Origin of the sequence: Microbacterium capsulatum, assembly GCF_030865425.1 — a bacterium.
GTDB lineage: Bacteria > Actinomycetota > Actinomycetes > Actinomycetales > Microbacteriaceae > Microbacterium > Microbacterium capsulatum.
In genome coordinates this window covers 170,616-188,455 of the sequence record NZ_JAVFCB010000003.1, presented here as the reverse complement: position 1 = coordinate 188,455, position 17,840 = coordinate 170,616, and the positions used below count along the sequence as shown (strand labels likewise).

General features: G+C 70.7%; 17 protein-coding genes. 11 read left to right on the top strand and 6 right to left on the bottom strand.

Features of this window, described 5'->3' with window-relative positions; genetic code table 11:
- Positions 1 to 115 precede the first annotated feature (115 nt).
- A complete protein-coding gene (locus tag RBR11_RS06280; protein ID WP_308488464.1) occupies positions 116 to 1,459 on the bottom strand; it encodes an HNH endonuclease in 1,344 nt (447 codons plus the stop codon).
- A gap of 240 nt (positions 1,460 to 1,699) precedes the next feature.
- Entirely contained in the window at positions 1,700 to 2,395 is a 696-nt protein-coding gene (locus tag RBR11_RS06275) for a sirohydrochlorin chelatase (RefSeq protein ID WP_308488463.1), read from the bottom strand.
- 300 nt (positions 2,396 to 2,695) lie between these two features.
- Between RBR11_RS06275 and RBR11_RS06270 the strand changes: the two genes are divergently transcribed.
- The 10 genes from RBR11_RS06270 to RBR11_RS06225 all read left to right on the top strand — a co-directional run bounded on the left by RBR11_RS06270 (position 2,696) and on the right by RBR11_RS06225 (position 12,571).
- Positions 2,696 to 4,036, top strand: coding sequence for an MFS transporter (locus RBR11_RS06270; RefSeq protein WP_308488462.1), 1,341 nt, complete (start codon positions 2,696 to 2,698; stop codon positions 4,034 to 4,036).
- Between the two features lie 96 nt (positions 4,037 to 4,132).
- On the top strand, positions 4,133 to 4,780 hold the full coding sequence (locus tag RBR11_RS06265) for a GntR family transcriptional regulator (RefSeq protein WP_308488461.1): 648 nt from the start codon (positions 4,133 to 4,135) through the stop codon (positions 4,778 to 4,780).
- A 39-nt stretch (positions 4,781 to 4,819) separates the two neighbouring features.
- Complete coding sequence (locus RBR11_RS06260; RefSeq protein WP_308488460.1) at positions 4,820 to 5,602, top strand: aspartate/glutamate racemase family protein; 783 nt, start codon at positions 4,820 to 4,822, stop codon at positions 5,600 to 5,602.
- On the top strand, positions 5,599 to 7,020 hold the full coding sequence (locus RBR11_RS06255; protein ID WP_308488459.1) for an amidohydrolase family protein: 1,422 nt from the start codon (positions 5,599 to 5,601) through the stop codon (positions 7,018 to 7,020). Before RBR11_RS06260 ends, RBR11_RS06255 begins: the two co-directional genes overlap by 4 nt.
- Positions 7,017 to 7,763, top strand: a complete 747-nt coding sequence (locus tag RBR11_RS06250) for a maleate cis-trans isomerase family protein (protein ID WP_308488458.1) — start codon at positions 7,017 to 7,019, stop codon at positions 7,761 to 7,763. Before RBR11_RS06255 ends, RBR11_RS06250 begins: the two co-directional genes overlap by 4 nt.
- Before the next feature lie 138 nt (positions 7,764 to 7,901).
- Positions 7,902 to 8,366 (top strand): DUF3817 domain-containing protein, encoded by a 465-nt coding sequence (locus tag RBR11_RS06245; protein ID WP_308488457.1) that lies wholly within the window; start codon positions 7,902 to 7,904, stop codon positions 8,364 to 8,366.
- 152 nt (positions 8,367 to 8,518) lie between these two features.
- On the top strand, positions 8,519 to 10,378 hold the full coding sequence (gene dnaK, locus RBR11_RS06240) for a molecular chaperone DnaK (RefSeq protein WP_308488456.1): 1,860 nt from the start codon (positions 8,519 to 8,521) through the stop codon (positions 10,376 to 10,378).
- Positions 10,378 to 10,983 carry a nucleotide exchange factor GrpE gene (locus RBR11_RS06235; protein ID WP_308488455.1) on the top strand — a complete coding sequence of 202 codons (606 nt, stop codon included), beginning with the start codon at positions 10,378 to 10,380 and terminating at the stop codon, positions 10,981 to 10,983. Before dnaK ends, RBR11_RS06235 begins: the two co-directional genes overlap by 1 nt.
- A 28-nt stretch (positions 10,984 to 11,011) precedes the next feature.
- Positions 11,012 to 12,001: a DnaJ C-terminal domain-containing protein gene (locus RBR11_RS06230; protein WP_308488454.1), complete on the top strand. Its 990-nt coding sequence runs from the start codon at positions 11,012 to 11,014 to the stop codon at positions 11,999 to 12,001.
- Between the two features lie 114 nt (positions 12,002 to 12,115).
- Positions 12,116 to 12,571, top strand: coding sequence for a heat shock protein transcriptional repressor HspR (locus tag RBR11_RS06225; RefSeq protein ID WP_308488453.1), 456 nt, complete (start codon positions 12,116 to 12,118; stop codon positions 12,569 to 12,571).
- A 50-nt stretch (positions 12,572 to 12,621) separates the two neighbouring features.
- On the opposite strand, the gene RBR11_RS06220 is transcribed toward RBR11_RS06225, so the two are convergent.
- From RBR11_RS06220 to RBR11_RS06205, 4 genes are all read right to left on the bottom strand, one after another.
- A complete protein-coding gene (locus RBR11_RS06220) occupies positions 12,622 to 13,728 on the bottom strand; it encodes an exo-alpha-sialidase (protein ID WP_308488452.1) in 1,107 nt (368 codons plus the stop codon).
- Complete coding sequence (locus tag RBR11_RS06215) at positions 13,725 to 15,089, bottom strand: MFS transporter (protein ID WP_308488451.1); 1,365 nt, start codon at positions 15,087 to 15,089, stop codon at positions 13,725 to 13,727. Before RBR11_RS06215 ends, RBR11_RS06220 begins: the two co-directional genes overlap by 4 nt.
- Positions 15,090 to 15,132: 43 nt before the next feature.
- Positions 15,133 to 15,993, bottom strand: coding sequence for a dihydrodipicolinate synthase family protein (locus RBR11_RS06210; protein ID WP_308488450.1), 861 nt, complete (start codon positions 15,991 to 15,993; stop codon positions 15,133 to 15,135).
- A 147-nt stretch (positions 15,994 to 16,140) separates the two neighbouring features.
- Complete coding sequence (locus RBR11_RS06205; protein ID WP_308488449.1) at positions 16,141 to 16,815, bottom strand: GntR family transcriptional regulator; 675 nt, start codon at positions 16,813 to 16,815, stop codon at positions 16,141 to 16,143.
- A 121-nt stretch (positions 16,816 to 16,936) separates the two neighbouring features.
- Here RBR11_RS06205 and RBR11_RS06200 point away from each other — a divergent pair, with 121 nt between their 5' ends.
- Complete coding sequence (locus RBR11_RS06200; RefSeq protein WP_308488448.1) at positions 16,937 to 17,827, top strand: ribokinase; 891 nt, start codon at positions 16,937 to 16,939, stop codon at positions 17,825 to 17,827.
- Positions 17,828 to 17,840: the final 13 nt, after the last annotated feature.

The window sequence follows — 17,840 nt, the reverse complement described above, 5'->3', positions numbered from 1 at the left end:
TTCGACATTGTCCAGATTCGTCCCGGTTGGATGCGGTTCAATAGGGGCGCCGCCGCTCGTCCTCCTGTGCTTTCCGGCTTCCCGAACCGGTCCGTGAGGCCAGCGGTGCGCGGGCTCAGGCGATGAGTTCGGTGCGGGCTCGGCCGCCGAGGCGGGGTGTGCGGTGCGGGTCGACGGTGGGTGGTGGCAGGAACCAGACTTTGGCGCGGATTCCGGTGCCGTCGATGCGGATGTCCCAGCCGTTGTCGTGGATGAGGTGGTGGCACGTCTCGCAGAGCAGCACCCCGTTGGCGAGATCGGTCTTCCCGCGGTCGCGTTTCCACCAGGCGATGTGGTGGGCCTTCGTCACGCCGGGCGGGAGCCCGCAGAATGCGCATCCTCCGTCGCGTTCGGCGAGGGCGAGCCGCTGCGTGCGGGTGAACAGGCGCCGCTCGCGCCCCCAGTTCAGGATCTCCCCGTCGTCACCGCACACCCACCGGGTCACGCCGCCCCCGCCGGCCATGCGGCGCACGGTGTCGATGCCGACCGGCTGCTCGATGCCGTCGATGAGCCCGAACCCGGTGCCGTCCTGCAGATCGGCCGCGTTCACGCGGACGATCACCGTCGCCCCGTTCAGTGTCGTGTTCTTCACGCAGGTGAGGGCGTGCTCGGCGAGGTGCACGAGCGCGTCGGCCTGGATCTGCGACACGGAGCGGCGGTCGCTGTCTGCGGCATGCGGGTCCCGGCCGTCGCGCTTCGCGGCGAACTCCGCCGACACGAAACCCTGGATCGCCGCCTTCACCGGGGCGCCGCGGGCCGGATCCAGCACCGCGTTCACGTGCAGCATCCCCTCACGCTCGAACATCGTCACCGCCGCCCGGGCACGCAGCTCGTCCTCGCGCGGCGCGACCCCGTCGGGATCCAGATGGGCCTGCATGCGGGTGACCGTCCGTCGCACCTCGTCCCCCGACAGCCCCGGCGCGAGCCCGACCAGTGCCCGCTCGGCTTCCGCGACCCGCTCACGCCCCGCCTTCGGGATCATCCGGTCCAGGAACGCGACGATCACGCCCGCTGCCGTCGCACCGATCCGACCCGCGGACAGGGCCTCACGCACGGCGGGGAACTTCACCGGCAGTGCTTCCCCGATCAGGTTCGTCCGCGGCGCCGTCGCCTCCCCGACCTTGACCAGGCGCACCGCCTCCCCGGTCGACGCACCCGTGGTCGTCGCGATCAGCTGCGCGGTGTTGCGGAACCCCTGCTGCTTCGCGAGCGACTCCGGCCCCAGCTCGGGCCGGGACTCCTCGGCCAGGCGGGCCGCGACCTCGGCATGCACCGCGTCGGCCGTGCGCTTGAGCCGCCCCAGAGCCTCATTCACCGCGACCAGCCGGGCCCGCGACAGCCCCGCCCCGGAGTCCGCCTCACCCCACGCGCCCTCCAGAAGCCGGGCGGCTTCGAGGAGCGGGTCGAGGGTGCTGGTCATGAGCCCAGCCTAGCAACATTCGAACATAAATACTACTGTTCCACAGCGTGGATCCGCGGCGGCTGGGGGGCGTGTGGTCTCGCTGTGCTCGCTCGACGACCGGTGCGCGTTCAGCCCCGGAAGCGGTGGGATCCGGTCTCGCCTTCTCCTGCTCGCTGGTCGCGACACGCCCTCAAACGCTGGTTTTGGCGGCGATTCGCGACAAGTGAGCAGCCCGGAAGGCCGCGGTACGCACCGCTCTCAGGCCTCCGCCCGCGCGAGTTCTGCCTCGCCGGCACGGTACCTGTCGACCACCAGGTCCACGAGCTCGACCGGGGGCTCGCCGTCGTCCAGCAGCGGCTCGGTGACGGGCGCCGAGTCGGCGACGCGGCGGGTGACGTCGTAGAAGTACCCGTGCGCGAGCAGATAGGTCGCCACCGGCGCCCCCGGATGCGAAAGAAGGACGTCGGGAACGCTCGGCTCGCGGGCCGCCAGATACGCCGGCACGACCTCGCGGCCGAGCCGCACGGCGAGCAGCGCCGCCATGCCCTCGGCATCCGGCAGCGAGCGCGGATCCCGGGATCCGGCGACCGCCAGCACGACCGGGCCGACCGGTTCGGCTCCGGCCTCGTCGAGGCGTCGCGCGAGGATCCCCGCCAGCCGCCGATCCGGCCCGAGCGGATCCGTCACGACCGCATCGGCGCGCGGCCGGGCGGCCCGGCCCAGATCCACCCGCACGTGGAAGCCCTGCGACAGCAGCAGCGGCACGATGACGGCGGGCCCGTCGATCGCGGCGAGGGTCGAAGGCGCGTCCGGCTGCTGCACGTCCACGAAGCCCTCGTGCACGTCGACGTCGGGCAGCCGCTCGGCGACGCGGCGCACGAGCAGCGCGATCGCGGCGGCGCCGGCGGCATCCGACGTGCCGTGCGAGACGGCCAGCAGAGCGGGGCGGGGCATGCCCGGAGCATAGGCCGATCCGAACCCTCACCGCGCCCCGCCCTGTCACACGGCGAAAGACGCCCCTGTCGCGCGGCGCAAGACGCCCCTGCCACACGGCGAAAGATGCACGCCGTCCGGAGGTTCTCGAATGTTGGGATCCCAATACTTGACGAACCGGGGATCGTCCGCTTACCCTGATTGTGGGATCCCAAACTGGGATCCCACAATCCTAGGGACTCTCCCGAGCTCCCGCACCCGATTGAACGGGCCGACGAGGACTGTCGGCCCGCCCTTCTCGAAGAAGCGAAGGAGGACCACGTGTCCCTTCAGAACGAGGCCACCGCGGACCGCACCGCGGGGGCCACCGACACCGCGACTGGAAGCAGCGCCAAGCCCACGCGGGTGAGGTGGCGGCTCTTCATCCTGCTGCTGATCCTCGTGACGGTGAACTACGTCGACCGTGGATCGATCTCCGTCGCCCTGCCGATCATCCAGAAGGACTTCCACCTCTCGCCCGAGCTGGTCGGCCTGCTGCTCTCCGCCTTCTTCTGGACCTACGCGCTCATGCAGGTCCCGGTCGGCTACCTCATCGACCGTTTCGGCCCGCGCAAGGTCGTCACCGCCTCGTGCATCGGCTGGGGTGCGGCGACGGCCGCGTCCGGCCTCACCGGCGGGTTCCTCAGCATGTTCATCGCCCGCTCCGCGATCGGCGTCACCGAGGCCGGCGTCATGCCCGCCGGCGGCAAGCTGAACGCCCTCTGGATGCACTCCAAGGAGCGCGGCCGCGGTGCGACGATCCTCGACGCGGGCGCCCCGCTCGGCGCGGGCGTCGGCGGCATCCTGATCACCTGGCTGATCGCGAGCACCGGATCCTGGCGGTACTCGTTCATCATCGCCGGTGTCGCGACCGTCGTGCTCGGCCTGTTCATCTGGTGGTACGTCCGTGACAACCCCCGTGCGCACAAGGCCGTCAACGACGCCGAGGCCGAGTACATCGAGACCTCGCACCGCGAGGAGGAGGCGCTCACCGGTCCCGTGCCGACGCGCCGCGGGCTCGCGCAGTACCTCCGTTTCCGCTCCTTCTGGGCCATGTGCTTCGGCTGGCTCGGTTTCAACGGCGTCTTCTACGGTCTGCTCACCTGGGGCCCGCTGTACCTCGCCCAGGCCAAGCACTTCGACCTGAAGACGGTCGGCTGGTCGACCTTCGTGATCTTCGGCGCCGGTTTCGTCGGCGAGATCCTCGGGGGCACGATCGCCGACAAGCTGCGCTCCCGCGGCTTCGGCGCGAACCTCGTGATGCGCTCGATGCTCGGCTTCGCCGCCGTCGTCGTCACCCTCGGCCTGGTCGGCGTGACCCTGGTCGGCGACCCGATCACCGCGGTCATCCTGCTCTCGGTCGTGCTGTTCTTCCTGCGCTGGGTCGGCCTGTTCTGGGCCGTGCCCGCCACCCTGGGCGGCCGTGAGAACGCCGGCGTGCTGGGCGGCGCGATGAACCTCAGCGGCAACATCGCGGGCTTCATCACCCCGATCGCCGTCGGCTTCATCGTCGGCGCGACCGGCGGCTACACCTGGGCGCTGCTGTACTTCGTCGGTTCGGCGATCGTCATGGGTGCTGCGGTCCTCGTGCTGGACTACAGCAAGAGGCTCGTGCGCGCATGATCGCCCCCGTCCGCGGATCGGACTTCGGCCCGATCCGCGGACGGGTCGCATCACTAGGCTGGGATCCCATAACGGGAACATGGGGAGGTGAGCTCGATGGACCAGACGGTCGACGAGGGCCATCGCGCGCAGCCACTGCGCGAGGTGATCAGGGACGCCGTGCGAGCCAGGATCTTCGAGGGGCAGTACGCCCCCGGGTTCCGGCTGGTCGAGCGGGATCTCGCGGCGGAGTTCACGGTCTCCCGGCTCCCCGTCCGGGAAGCGCTGCGGATGCTGCAGCAGGAGGGCCTGGTCACGGAGCCGGCGACCCGCGGCTCGGTGGTGGCGTCGCTGGACGAGGATCAGGTCGAGGACCTGTTCAGCGTCCGCAACGCCCTCGAGGTGCTGGCCTGCTCGCTCGCGGCGCAGCGGGCCACGCCGGCGGACATCGACCGGTTGAGGGATCTCGTGCGCCGCGCGAAGGACGCCATGGCCCGGGGCAGCCTGCCCGAGACCCACGCGCTGAACAGCGAGTTCCACGACGAGGTCACCCGGATCGCGAACAACCCGTTCCTGCGCAGTGCGCTGGAACCCCTGCAGGGCCGGATGCACTGGCTGTTCCGGCACGTGCAGAACCTGCCGGAGCTCATCGATGACCACCAGCTGCTTCTCGAGGCCATCGCGACCGGCGATCCGAAGCGGGCCGCCGACCAGTCCACCGAGCACATCGAGAAGTACCGCGAACAGTATCCAGAGACCGTGTGAGCTGCCGGAGGCAGCAGGGTCTGCCGACGAGAGAGCGACATGAGACTCCTGATCATCAACCCCAACATCAGCTCGGCCGTGACCGAGCTCATCCGCACCGAGGCGCTGCGCTCGGCCGGCGCTGACACCGAGCTGGTCGTCGAGACCGCGCCGCACGGCGTGGAGTACATCGAGACCCGGTTCGAGTCGCTGATCGCCGCCGGCGCCGTCGCCGAGGTGATCGCCGAGCACGCCGGATCCGTCGACGGCGTCGTCGTCGCCGCGTTCGGCGACCCGGGCATGCCCGCGCTGAAGGAGCTCGTGGACGTGCCGGTCATCGGCATCACCGAGGCCGCGCTCTGCGCCGCGGCCCTGCAGGGCCACCGGTTCTCCATCATCGCGATCTCGAACCGGATCACCGCCTGGTACCGCGAGTGCGTCGAGAACTTCGGCCTCGCCGGCCGGCTCGCCTCCATCCGCTCGATCAACGAGGCGCTCGGCGGCATCGGCTCCGTGCAGGAGGACTTCGGCCCCACGCTCGTCGCCCTCGCCCAGCAGGCGGTCGCCGAGGACGGCGCCGACGTCATCATCCTCGCCGGCGCGCCGCTGGCGGGCCTTGCGCGCGAGGTCGCCGCGCAGATCCCGGTCCCCGTGGTGGACGGCATCGGCGCCGGGGTGCGCCTCGCCGAGGCCGTCGTCGGCCTCGCCTCCGGATCCCACCGCGCCGGCGCGTTCGCCGCGCCTCCGATCAAGCCCCGCAAGGGCCTCTCGCCCGCACTGGAGCGAGCCCTCGACATCGCGCAGCAGCCCGCTGCCCCCACGGAAGGAGGCGAGCGCGTATGAGCGACCTCGTCATCGCGAACGCCCGGATCGTCAACGCGGACGGCACCGCATCCGGCCACATCGTCGTCTCGGACGGCCGGATCGAGGAGATCCTCGACGTGACCGAGCCCGTCCCCGTCGCCGATCGCGTGATCGACGCCCAGGGCCGCGCCGTGATCCCCGGCGGCGTCGACGGCCACTGCCATGTCGCGCAGATCACCAGCAGCCACCGCACGCTCGACGACTACGCGACCACGAGCGCCGCGGCTCTCTGGGGCGGCACCACCACGATCATGGACTTCGGGATCCCCCGCGATGCGAACGAGACCCCGCTCGAGGCCGCGCGGAACAAGCGCGAGCTCGCGCTCGCCTCCCGCTGCGACGTCGCGCTTCACGGATCCGTCATCAGCTGGGACGAGACCGTGCCCGCGCAGCTCGATGAGCTCGCCGCGATGGGCATCCGCTCGGTCAAGATGTACATGACCAACCGCGGCTCCACGATGAGCGACAACGACACCGTGCTCAAGGTGATGAAGGAGATGAAGCGGCTCGACGGGCTGACCATCATCCACGCCGAGCACGACGCGATCATCGTCGACTGCACCGAGGAGCGCGCCCAGGCCGGCGAGATCGGTATCGAGCACCTGCACGAGACCCGCCCCGAGCTCGCCGAGGAGCTCTCCGTGCGCGAGGTCCTGGCGATGGCGGAGTACATCGGAACGCCGGTGTACTTCGTGCACCAGTCCACCCCGGGCGCGGTCGACCTCGTCGCCGACGCCCGCGACCGGGGACTCGAGGCCTACTCCGAGACCTGCCCGCACTACCTGCTCATCGACGACGGCGTCTACGCCTCGGAGTACCCCGAGTGGTTCGCCTGCTGCCCGCCGATGCGGGACGCGGAGACGGTCGCGGCGCTGCGCGAGCGCTTCGCGGGCGGAGCGGTCGACACCGTTGCGAGCGACCACTCCTGCTACGACATGACCCAGAAGCGCGTGCACAGCGACGACGTCCGGGAGATGCCGCACGGCCTGCCCGGCGTGGAGACCCGGATGCCGTCCGCGTTCACCGCGCTCACCGAGGGCGCCGCGGTCACCGACGCCGTGCTCGAGCGCTTCGCCGACCTGTTCTCCACCGCGCCCGCGCGGATCAACGCGCTGCCGGGCAAGGGCCGGATCGAGGCCGGTTACGACGCCGACCTCGTCGTGTTCGACCCGACCGAGGAGCGCACCGTGGACGGCGCCGCCCTGCACATGGGCACCGACTTCTCGCCGTTCCACGGCCGGACGCTGCGCGGCTGGCCGCAGGTCGTCGTGGCCGGTGGCCGCACCGTGCTCGACGAGGACGGCTTCCACGACCCGGGCGCCGTGGGGCGCCTCATCGAGCGGGGACCGCAGTCCGCACCCGCGGCCGTCGCCTCCCTCGCCGGAAAGGGCGCATGACCATGGCGCAGAACGACATCCTCACCGACGCGCGGCCGACCCGGATCGGGATGATCGTGCCGTCGTCGAACACCTGCCTCGAGCCGATGACCTACCGCCTGCTCGAGGGGCGCGACGACGTCACCGTGCACTCCGCGCGGATCCCGGTCACCCGCATCGCGCTCGACGCCGGATCCGACCAGCAGTTCGACGCCGCCGGCATGCGCGCGGCCGCCGAGCTGCTTGCGACCGCCGATGTCGACGTCATCGCCTGGAACGGGACCTCCGGATCCTGGCTCGGGATCGAGCACGACCGCGCGATCGCCGACGAGATCACCCGGGCCACCGGGATCCCGGCGACCACGTCGACGCTCGCCTACTTCGCCGCGTTCGAGCGGTTCGGGATCGGCGACATCGGGCTCCTCACGCCGTACACCCAGGACGTGAACGACCAGGTCGTCGCGCGGTACGCGGCCGAGGGCATCACCGTCGGCGGGCAGCACGCGCTCGGGCTCAGCGACAACGAGTCGTTCGGCCGGGTGCGCCCGGAAGCCCTCGTCGACCCGTCGATCGCCCTCGCCGAGGGGCGCCCCGACGCGCTCGTCTACCTGTGCACGAACCTCTACGGCGCTCCGATCACGGAGGAGGTCGAGCGTCGCACCGGCGTGCCCGTGCTCGACTCGGTGGCCGTCACGCTCTGGCACTGCCTGGACATCGCCGGATCCGCGCTGCTCGACCCCCGCTGGGGCCGGCTGCTCGGCTGAGCACCGACGCGCGTCGCGGACCGCGAGCGCCGCGTCGCCGCGTTCGGGGGAGAAGACCCTCCGAAAGGTGGAGGAGGGCGGGAGGCGAAGGCCGGATCCGGATTCCTAGGCTGGAACGGACCCGACCCGAGGAGAGAAGTGTTCACCACTCCCGCCCGCCTTTTCCGCGTGCTCGCGATCGCCGAGGCCATCACCTGGACCCTGCTGATCGGCGCGCTCATCGGCCGCGCCACGGGGCTCTCGCCGCTCCTGGTGACGATCGCCGGATCCATCCACGGCTTCGTCTTCCTCTCCTACGGCGCGACCGCGGTGCTGCTCGCCTTCCACCAGCGCTGGGGCGTCGGCGTCGCGATCCTCGCCATCGCGAGCGCGATCGTCCCGTATGCCACCATCCCGGCGGAGATCGGGCTGCACCGCACCGGCCGGCTCGCCGGAACCTGGCGGCTCGAGCAGACCGACGACCCCCGCGACGGCGCCTGGTACGACCGCACGATGCGCTGGTTCCTGCGCCGTCCGTGGGTGCTCGCGGTGCTCATCCTCGCCGCCGTGATCGCGATCTTCGCGGTGCTGCTGATGGTCGGCCCTCCCGGAGGGAAGCACTGACACCGCACCTGCAAACTTGAGCTACCTCGTGTCAAGTTTGTTGACAACTCTGGACGTCGGGCATATCCTTGAGTCATTGCGACTCAGGTTTCCCGTACCGGGATCCGGGGGTCGCGCAGACTTCCCACACTTCCGACTGAAGGAGAAAACAAATGGCACGTGCTGTCGGTATCGACCTCGGTACGACGAACTCCGTCGTCAGCGTCCTCGAGGGCGGCGAGCCCAAGGTCATCGCCAACGCAGAAGGCTTCCGGACCACCCCGTCGGTGGTCGCCTTCACCAAGGACGGGGAGGTGCTCGTCGGCGAGACCGCGAAGCGCCAGGCCGTCACGAACGTCGACCGCACGATCGCGTCGGTCAAGCGCCACATGGGCACCGACTGGCACTTCGAGGTCGACGGCAAGAAGTGGACGCCGCAGGAGATCTCCGCGCGCATCCTGCAGAAGCTGAAGCGCGACGCCGAGGCGTACCTGGGCGACACGGTGACCGACGCGGTCATCACCGTCCCGGCGTACTTCAACGACGCCGAGCGCCAGGCCACCAAGGAGGCCGGCGAGATCAGCGGCCTGAACGTGCTCCGCATCATCAACGAGCCCACCGCGGCCGCCCTCGCCTACGGCCTCGACAAGGGCAAGGAGGACGAGCTCATCCTCGTCTTCGACCTCGGCGGCGGCACGTTCGACGTGTCCCTGCTCGAGGTGGGCAAGGACGACGACTTCTCCACCATCCAGGTCCGCGCGACCGCCGGCGACAACCGCCTCGGCGGTGACGACTGGGACCAGCGCGTCGTCGACTACCTGATCACCCAGTTCAAGAACGAGACCGGCGTCGACGTCTCCGGCGACAAGATCGCCCTGCAGCGCCTCAAGGAGGCCTCGGAGCAGGCGAAGAAGGAGCTCAGCTCCTCCACCTCGACCAGCGTCAACCTGCCGTACCTCTCGCTCACCGAGAACGGCCCGGTCTCCCTGTCCGAGACGATCACCCGCGCCAAGTTCGAGGACCTCACCAAGGACCTCCTCGACCGCACCAAGAAGCCCTTCGAGGACGTCATCCGCGAGGCCGGCATCAAGGTCGGCGACATCGCGCACGTCGTGCTCGTCGGCGGATCCACCCGCATGCCCGCCGTGGCCGAGCTCGTCAAGCGCGAGACCGGCAAGGAGGCCAACAAGGGCGTGAACCCGGACGAGGTCGTCGCCGTCGGCGCCGCCCTGCAGGCCGGCGTGCTGAAGGGCGAGCGCAAGGACGTCCTGCTCATCGACGTCACCCCGCTGAGCCTCGGCATCGAGACCAAGGGCGGCATGATGACCAAGCTCATCGACCGCAACACCGCGATCCCGACCAAGCGCAGCGAGACCTTCACCACCGCCGACGACAACCAGCCGTCGGTCGCGATCCAGGTCTTCCAGGGCGAGCGCGAGTTCACCCGCGACAACAAGCCGCTCGGCACCTTCGAGCTGCAGGGCATCGCCCCGGCCCCCCGCGGCATCCCGCAGATCGAGGTCACCTTCGACATCGACGCCAACGGCATCGTGCACGTGTCCGCGAAGGACAAGGGCACCGGCAAGGAGCAGTCGATGACCATCACCGGCGGATCCTCGCTGTCCAAGGACGACATCGACCGCATGGTGCGCGAGGCCGAGGAGCACGCCGCCGAGGACAAGAAGCGCCGCGAGTCGGCCGAGGTCCGCAACCAGGCCGAGACCCTGTCGTACTCGATCGAGAAGCTCATCTCGGAGAACGAGGACAAGCTGCCCGAGGAGGTCAAGACCGAGGTCAAGGCCGACGTCGACGCGCTGAAGACCGCGCTCGCCGGCGACGACGACGAGGCCGTGAAGACCGCGTTCGACAAGCTGAACCAGTCGCAGTCGAAGCTCGGCGAGGCGATCTACGCCCACTCGCAGGCCGACCAGGCCGCCGGCGCCTCCCAGGGCGCCCCGGCCGGCGAGCACGCGGCCTCCGAGGAGGACGTCGTGGACGCCGAGGTCGTGGACGAAGAGGACGAGAAGAAGTAATGACGGATCCCAAGGACTTCGACGAGAACGACGTCCCGGGCGAGGGGTCGGACGCGAACGCGTCCGGCCCCGCGGCCGAATCCGCGGACGACTCGGACGACGAGCTCACGGTGGACGACATCCTGAACATCGCCCAGAACGAGGACGCCCTCGCCGAGGACGCCGTCGAGGACGCGGCCCTGCACGACGCCGAGCACACCCTGCTCGTCGACCTCAAGCGCCTCCAGGCCGAGTACGCGAACTACCGCCGCCGCACCGAGGAGCAGCGCAGCGTCGAGATCCAGCGCGCCAGGGGCGAGGCCGCCAAGGGCCTGCTCCCGGTGCTCGACGACCTCGATCGCGCCGCCCAGCACGGCGATCTGGTGGAGGGATCCCCCTTCGCCGCGATCGCCGAGAAGGTGCGCACCGTGGTGGAGCGCCTCGGCGTGACCTCCTACGGCGAGAAGGGCGAGGAGTTCGACCCGCAGCACCACGAGGCGATCTTCCAGCAGCCCACCCCGGGCGTGACGAAGGCCACCGTGCTCGAGGTCGTCGAGGTGGGCTACCGCCTGGGCGACGTGGAGCTGCGCCCCGCCAAGGTCGTCGTCGCCGTACCCGCGGAGTAGTCGATGACGACGCTGCAGGGGGTGGTCGATGGCTAGCCAGGACTGGTTCGAGAAGGACTTCTACAAGGTCCTCGGGGTCGGGAAGGACGTCTCCGAGGCCGACTTGAAGAAGACCTACCGCAAGCTCGCGCGCAAATACCACCCCGACTCCAACCCCGGTGACGCCGCAGCGGAGGCGAAGTTCAAGGAGATCAGCGAGGCCTTCTCGGTGCTCTCCGACAAGGAGCAGCGCGCCGAGTACGACCAGATCCGCGCGATGGGCGCCGGCGGCGCACGGTTCACCGCCCCGGGAAGCGCCGGCAACGGCGGCTTCGAGGACGTGTTCAGCGCGTTCGGGCGCGGTCGCGGTGGCCAGACCGCCGACTTCGAGGACCTGTTCTCGATGTTCAACCAGGGTGGGGGAGGATCCTTCGGCTCCGGCCGGTTCGGTCAGCCCTCCGGCGGGTTCCGCGGCTTCGGCGGTCCCCAGCGCGGGGCCGACGTCACGGCGCGGACGACCCTCTCGTTCGCGACCGCGGTGCAGGGCGAGACCGTCACACTGCAGGGCGAGGACGGCCGGCCGATCAAGGTCAAGATCCCCGCGGGCGTGAAGGACGGCCAGAAGATCCGCCTCCGCGGCCGCGGCCGGCCCTCGCCGGACGGCGGGGAGACCGGCGACCTGGTCGTCGCGGTCACCGTCAAGCCGCACCCGGTGTTCACCCGCGACGAGCTGAACCTGCGCGTCACGGTGCCGGTCACGTTCACCGAGGCGGCGCTCGGCGCCACCATCGAGGTGCCGACGCTGGGCGGGGATCCGGTCAAGCTCAAGGTCGCGCCGGGCACGCCGTCCGGCCGGGTGCTGCGGGTCAAGGGCCGCGGCGTGACCACGGCCAAGGGCGTCGGCGACCTGCTCGCCGAGGTGCAGGTGGCCGTGCCGTCGCACCTGGACGACGCCGCCCGTGAGGCGCTCGAGCGCTTCCGAGCGACCGAGCCTGCGGAGAACCCCCGCGCCGAGCTGCTCGCGAAGGCACGGGCATGACACCTCTCTCGGTCGTTGAGCGAGCGCAGCGAGACGAAACGCGGCGATTCCCTGAGACGCGTTTCGTCTCGCCTGCGGCTCGCTCGACGACCGGAACCGGGCAGGAGGCTTCCCATGGCCGATGACCGCATGAACGCGGACACCCCGGTCTTCGCGATCGCGGTGGCGGCGGAGCTCGCGGGCATGCACCCGCAGACCCTGCGCCAGTACGACCGGCTCGGGCTGGTCGTGCCCGGCCGCACCCGCGGCGGATCCCGCCGCTACTCGATGCGCGACATCGAGCTGCTCCGCGAGGTCGCGCAGCTGTCCAGCGAGGGCATGAGCCTGCCGGCGATCGCGCGGCTGCTCGACCTCGAAGCCGAGAACCGCGCGCTGCGGCGCCGTGTCGCCGAGCTCGAGCACGACCTCCGCGAGGAGCGCGCGAACCGACCCGGCGTGCGCGTCTTCGCCGCCGGCACGAGCGGATCCGTCATTCCCGTCCCGTCCGGCCGCCGGATCCGCCGCTCGACCGAGGTCGTGCTCTGGCGCCCGTGGGTGGCTCCCGCCGACCCGGACGACACGGCGCGCTGACGCGACCGAGCGCCGAAGCCGCGCGGGTCGTCGTGCGTGTAACCCGTCGATCAGCCCAACGCGGCGACGGGGATGTCGGCGACGACGATGCCGCGGCGCTGCCAGGTGTAGGAGATCAGCAGGCGCTCTCCGTCGAGGATGATCGCCGGGTAGGAGTACTCGCCGACCCCGGTCGTCACGACGCCCGTGGCCGACGCGGTGGTGGGTGCGTGGCCGGATCCGTCCGAGGGCTCGGGGCCGTCGCCGATCCGCGTCACCCCGTCCTCCACGGTGAGCGCGTAGCGCCAGGTCGGCCCGTCATCGTCGGAGACCGACAGGCCCAGGGGGCAGCGCGCCGCCCAGTCGCCGGAAACCGGGTTGTGCGCGCACACGAGGCGGCCGTCCGGCAGCGCCAGGACTGCCAGCCCGCTGTTGTTGTTGGGCAGGCCCGCCGGGCGTGCCGGCTCGAACCCGCGCACGTCGTCGGCGGTGCCGATCGACCGGCTGAGGTAGACCGACCCTTCGGTGGAGCGGCACAGAGCGCTGATCCCGCCGCGGCGGTCGAACCACAGTGCGGGCTGGATGATGCCCGCCCCGCGCAGCGCGGTTCGGTCCAGGGGGATCCGCAGCGCGGTCCACGTCGCACCGTCGTCGGCGCTCACGTCGACGAACGACTCCCATACCGCGCCGCCGTCGGCCTCCCAGTCCTCGGTCGAGGCCGGCGCGAACCAGCGTCCGGCGGCGACGATCGGGGCGTTGCGCACCGGGCCGCGACCGCCGCTGTCTCCGGGCACGAGTTCGCGCGCAGGCTCCCAGGTGCGGTCGTCACGGCGGCGGCGGAACCGGGTGGACCACGCCGAGATCAGGGCGCCGTGCTTGTAGAACAGGCCGAGGCGTCCCGTCGGATCGTGCGCGAGCACGGGGTTCCAGTGCGCGACGGCATCGCCCTCGTCCATCCGCAGCGGATCCGTCCACGTCGCGAGATCCGTGGAGGACGCCATCAGGATCCGGTTGTCCGGCGTCCCCTCGGCGGTGCCGGCGAAGAACGCCACCTCCACGCTGTCGCCGGAGCGGATCAGCGTGGAGGCATGGCACTGCACCCAGCGGGTGTCGTCGACGGCGACGAAACGTCGGCGCACGGTCGGCGACACCCGCGGGAAGGAGGCGGATCCGGTCACGCGACGGTGACCTTCTCGCCCTCGCCCTCTCCGGCGCTGCCGGTGAGGAACAGGTTCTTCTTGAACGTCTCGGGCGCCAGCCACACGGAGATCATCGTGATCGCGGCGCCGAACATGACGTACCCGGCCACGAGCGGCCAGTTCGTGCCCTGCGGGCCCGCCAGCCAGGTCGCGATGAACGGCGTGAGTCCACCGGCGATGATCGAGGCGATCTCACGGCCCGCGGCGGCGCCGCTGTATCGGCGGTCGGCGGGGAACAGCTCGGCGAAGAACGCGGGCTGCACGGCGTTGATGGCGTTGTGGCCCAGGTTCAGCACGATCACGTAGCCGAGCACGATGAGCACGAACACCCCGCTGTGCAGCAGGCCGAAGAACGGGAACGCGGCGAGGAAGACCACGGCTGCACCGAGGAAGTACACCGGGCGGCGGCCGATCCGGTCCGACAGGATGCCGAACAGCGCGTGGGCGGGGAATGCGAGCACGGCCATGATGAAGATCGCCCAGGTGAGTTGCTCCTTCGGGATGCCGAGGTTGTTCGGGCCGTACGACAGCACGAACACCGTGAGCAGGAAGTAGGGCAGCGCCTCGGCGAAGCGCAGGCCCAGGATCAGCAGCAGCGCACGCCAGTCGTGGGCGAACACGCTCAGCAGGGGGTCGTGGCGCTTCTCGGCGGTCGGGGCGAGCTCGGTGGGCGTGCTGATCGCCTCGGTGAAGACGGGGGTCTCGTGCAGGCTCCGACGCATGTAGATGCCGACGGCGAGCATGACGGCGGCCAGTAGGAACGGGATCCGCCAGCCCCACATGATCTGCGCGTCCTTCGGCATCAGGAACACGAGCCCGAACACAGCGGTGATGAGGATCTGCGCGGAGAAGCCTCCGGTGTTGGGGATGGCGCTGAAGAACCCCCGCCGATTCTGCGGCGCGGATTCGAGCACGATGATCATCGAGCCACCCCACTCGCCGCCGACGGCGAAGCCCTGGACGAGCCGCAGCAGGATGAGCAGGATCGGCGCCCAGATCCCGATCACGCTGTACGCCGGGATCAGGCCGACCAGGAAGGTGCTGAGTCCCATGATCGCCAGGGTGAGGATCAGGGTCGACTTGCGTCCCTGACGGTCGCCACGACGGCCGAAGAACATGCCGCCGATCGGGCGGGCGATGAAACCCACCGCGAAAGTGCCGAACGACGCCAGCGTCGAGATGAAGCCGTTGCCGGTGGGGAAGAACACGGTCGGGAACGCGAGCGCGGACGCCGTGCCGTACACGAGGAAGTCGTAGTACTCCAGGGTGTTGCCGATGAAGCTCGAGGTGGTGACCTTGCGGATGTAGCGTTTTTCCTCGGCCGTGCGGGTACTGCTCATGGAATCCTCCTTGATCGAGAGCTCTGGGGAAGAGGGGCGGGGGTCAGGCGGCGGAGTCGATGGCGCTGCGGATCTGCTCGGCGCGGTCGGCGGCCGGGGTGTCGATGCTCATGCGCACGGATCCTCCGGTGAGGCCGAGGTGGTCCAGTCCCAGCTTGAGGGCGGCGATGCTGGGCCCGAGCAGCGGCACGAGGGTCGCGATCCGCCGCTGCGCGTCGTCCCGCGCAGCGGCGTCGCCCGCGGTCTCTGCGTCGCGGTAGGCGGCCCATGGGCGCGGGCAGACGGCGGAGACGCCCGACACGGTGCCGCGTCCCCCGGCGGCGAGCACGGCGGGCAGGTCGGCGTCGTTGCCGCTCCACAGGGCGAACCCTTCGGGGGCGGTGGCGAGATACTCACGGACGCGGGTCGATGCGAGGCCGGAGACCTTGATCCCGTCGATGCCGGCGTCGACCAGCGCGCCGAGATCCTCGGGGTGCACGTCGGTGCCGGCGACCTCGGGGAACACGTACGCGTACAGGGCGCGTTCACCGGCGATGTCCTTGAGCTGCCGATAGTACGTGGCGACGCCGGCGGTCGACGCGGCGAGGAAGTACGGGGTGATCGCGGCGCAGCGGGTGGCGCCGAGGGTGATCGCGGAGCGCAGCAGGCCCGCGGCCTGGCGGGTGGACGCCGCGCCGACGTGGGCGACCACGCGGTTGGGACCGAAGACGGCGAGTGCCGCGTCGATCAGGACCAGGCGCTCGGTGTCCTCCAGGGCGGGGAACTCGCCCGTGGTGCCGGCGACGAACACGCCGTCCACCGAGCCGACGAGGCGATCGAGGTTCTCCCGGAACGCGGGCAGATCCAGCTCACCCGCGGCGGTGAACGGGGTGGGGATCGCGGAGAGGATCTCGGGGGCGGTCATGCCGTCATACTCCTTCGTAAACCGTTAACGAAAACTGAAGATACCTGGAATCGATTTCAGACGCAAGGGGATCGTGCATCTGCACGAGGCTCTCAACGGGGGTGACCTGCGCCGGGATGGACGCACGCCGGCAACGGGTCGACGCCGTCAGCGGGCTGTGGCCCGCGCCCAGAACGGCGCGAGGGCCGTCGTCATGCGGCGCTCGGATCCGCTCAAATGCTCGGCGAGGCGCGCGGCGAGCTCCGGGATCCGGCCCTCCCGCGTGAGCGCGAGCAGCGCCGCGTGATCGTCTGCGGAGGGGCGCAGATCGATGTCCTGCTCGTTGGTGACGTCAAGCATCGCCCCGAACGTCGGCTGGTACTGATCCCACATCGCCTGCAGCCGGGAGTGCCCGGACAGCCGGTAGAACGCGCCATGGAAGGCGAGGTCGTGCTCGGCGAAGACATGCCAGTCCCGGTGCTCCGCGGCGGCGTACATGCCGGCGAGCTCGGCCTCGACGGCACCCCACTGCTCCGGTTCCGCCTGCTCGGCGGCCCGCTGCATCGCCAGCTGCTCCATCGAGGAACGCAGCGAGTACAACTCCTCGACGTCGCGCGGGCTGAAGCCGCGCACGAAGAACCCGCGGCGTCGGTCGTCGAGCAGGCCCTCGGCGCTGAGGATCTTGAAGGCGTCCCGCACCGGACCCCGGCTGACGTCGTAGCGCGCGGCGAGGGTATCCTCCACGAGGTGCGCGCCCACCTCGAGTTCGCCGCGGATGATCTCGCGGCGCAGTTGGTCGGCCAGGCGCTCGCCCAGGGACGCGTGCCGCACGGTCTGCCTCATGCGCTTTCCCTTCCCCTCGCATGATCGATGTCCGTCCCATTCTGCCGCGCCGCCCGGTCGCGCTCGACGCGCGCGAGACCGATTTCATGCCTAGTACCCTGAGGGCGTCGAAAGGAATCGCATGAGCATCGCCGTCGTGGGCAGCGCGAACATGGATCTGGTCGTGCGGCAGCCCCGTCCCGTGCGCCCGGGGGAGACCATGTCTGGCACGGACTTCTCCACGGGGGCGGGTGGCAAGGGCCTCAATCAGGCGGTCGCATGCGCGCGCGCCGGCGGCAGGGTGCAGTTCATCGGCGCCGTCGGCGCGGACGACTTCGGCGCGCGGCTGGAAGCGACACTGCGCGCGGAGGGCGTCGACGTCTCACTGCTGCGGTGCGTCGCCGCGCCCACGGGCATCGCCGCGATCACCGTCACCGACGACGGGGAGAACTCGATCGTGGTCGTGCCGGGTGCCAACGCCGACGCCGAGTTCTCCGACGCCGACCTGGCGGCGATCCGTTCGGCCTCCCATTTGGTCGTACAGCTGGAGCGCCCGGTCGACCTGCTCGTGCAGACGATGCGCGCGGCGCGCGAAGCCGGCACGACGACGGTGCTGACGCCGGCGCCGGTGCGCACGGACCTCGACGACCTCGTCGCGCTGAGCGACGTCCTCGTGCCCAACGAGGGCGAGGCCATGCAGCTGAGCGGCGCCCCCGACGCCGAGCAGGCGGCGATCGCGCTCAGCGGGCTCGCGGGCACCGTGGTCGTGACGCTGGGCGCCCGCGGGGCCCTCGTCGCACGCGGCGGGGCGATCGTCGCGCGCGTGGCGCCGCGCTTCGTGCAGCCGGTCGACACGACCGCGGCGGGGGACACGTTCGTGGGGGTGATGGTCGCCTGGCTCGCCGCGGGCGAGCCGTGGGAGGCGGCGCTGGAGGCCGCCACGGTCGCGGCCTCGCTCGCGGTGACGCGGCGGGGTGCGGCCGAGTCGATGCCGCGGCATGACGATATCGTGCACGTCCTGCGACAGGCCTGAGGCGACGGGGCGC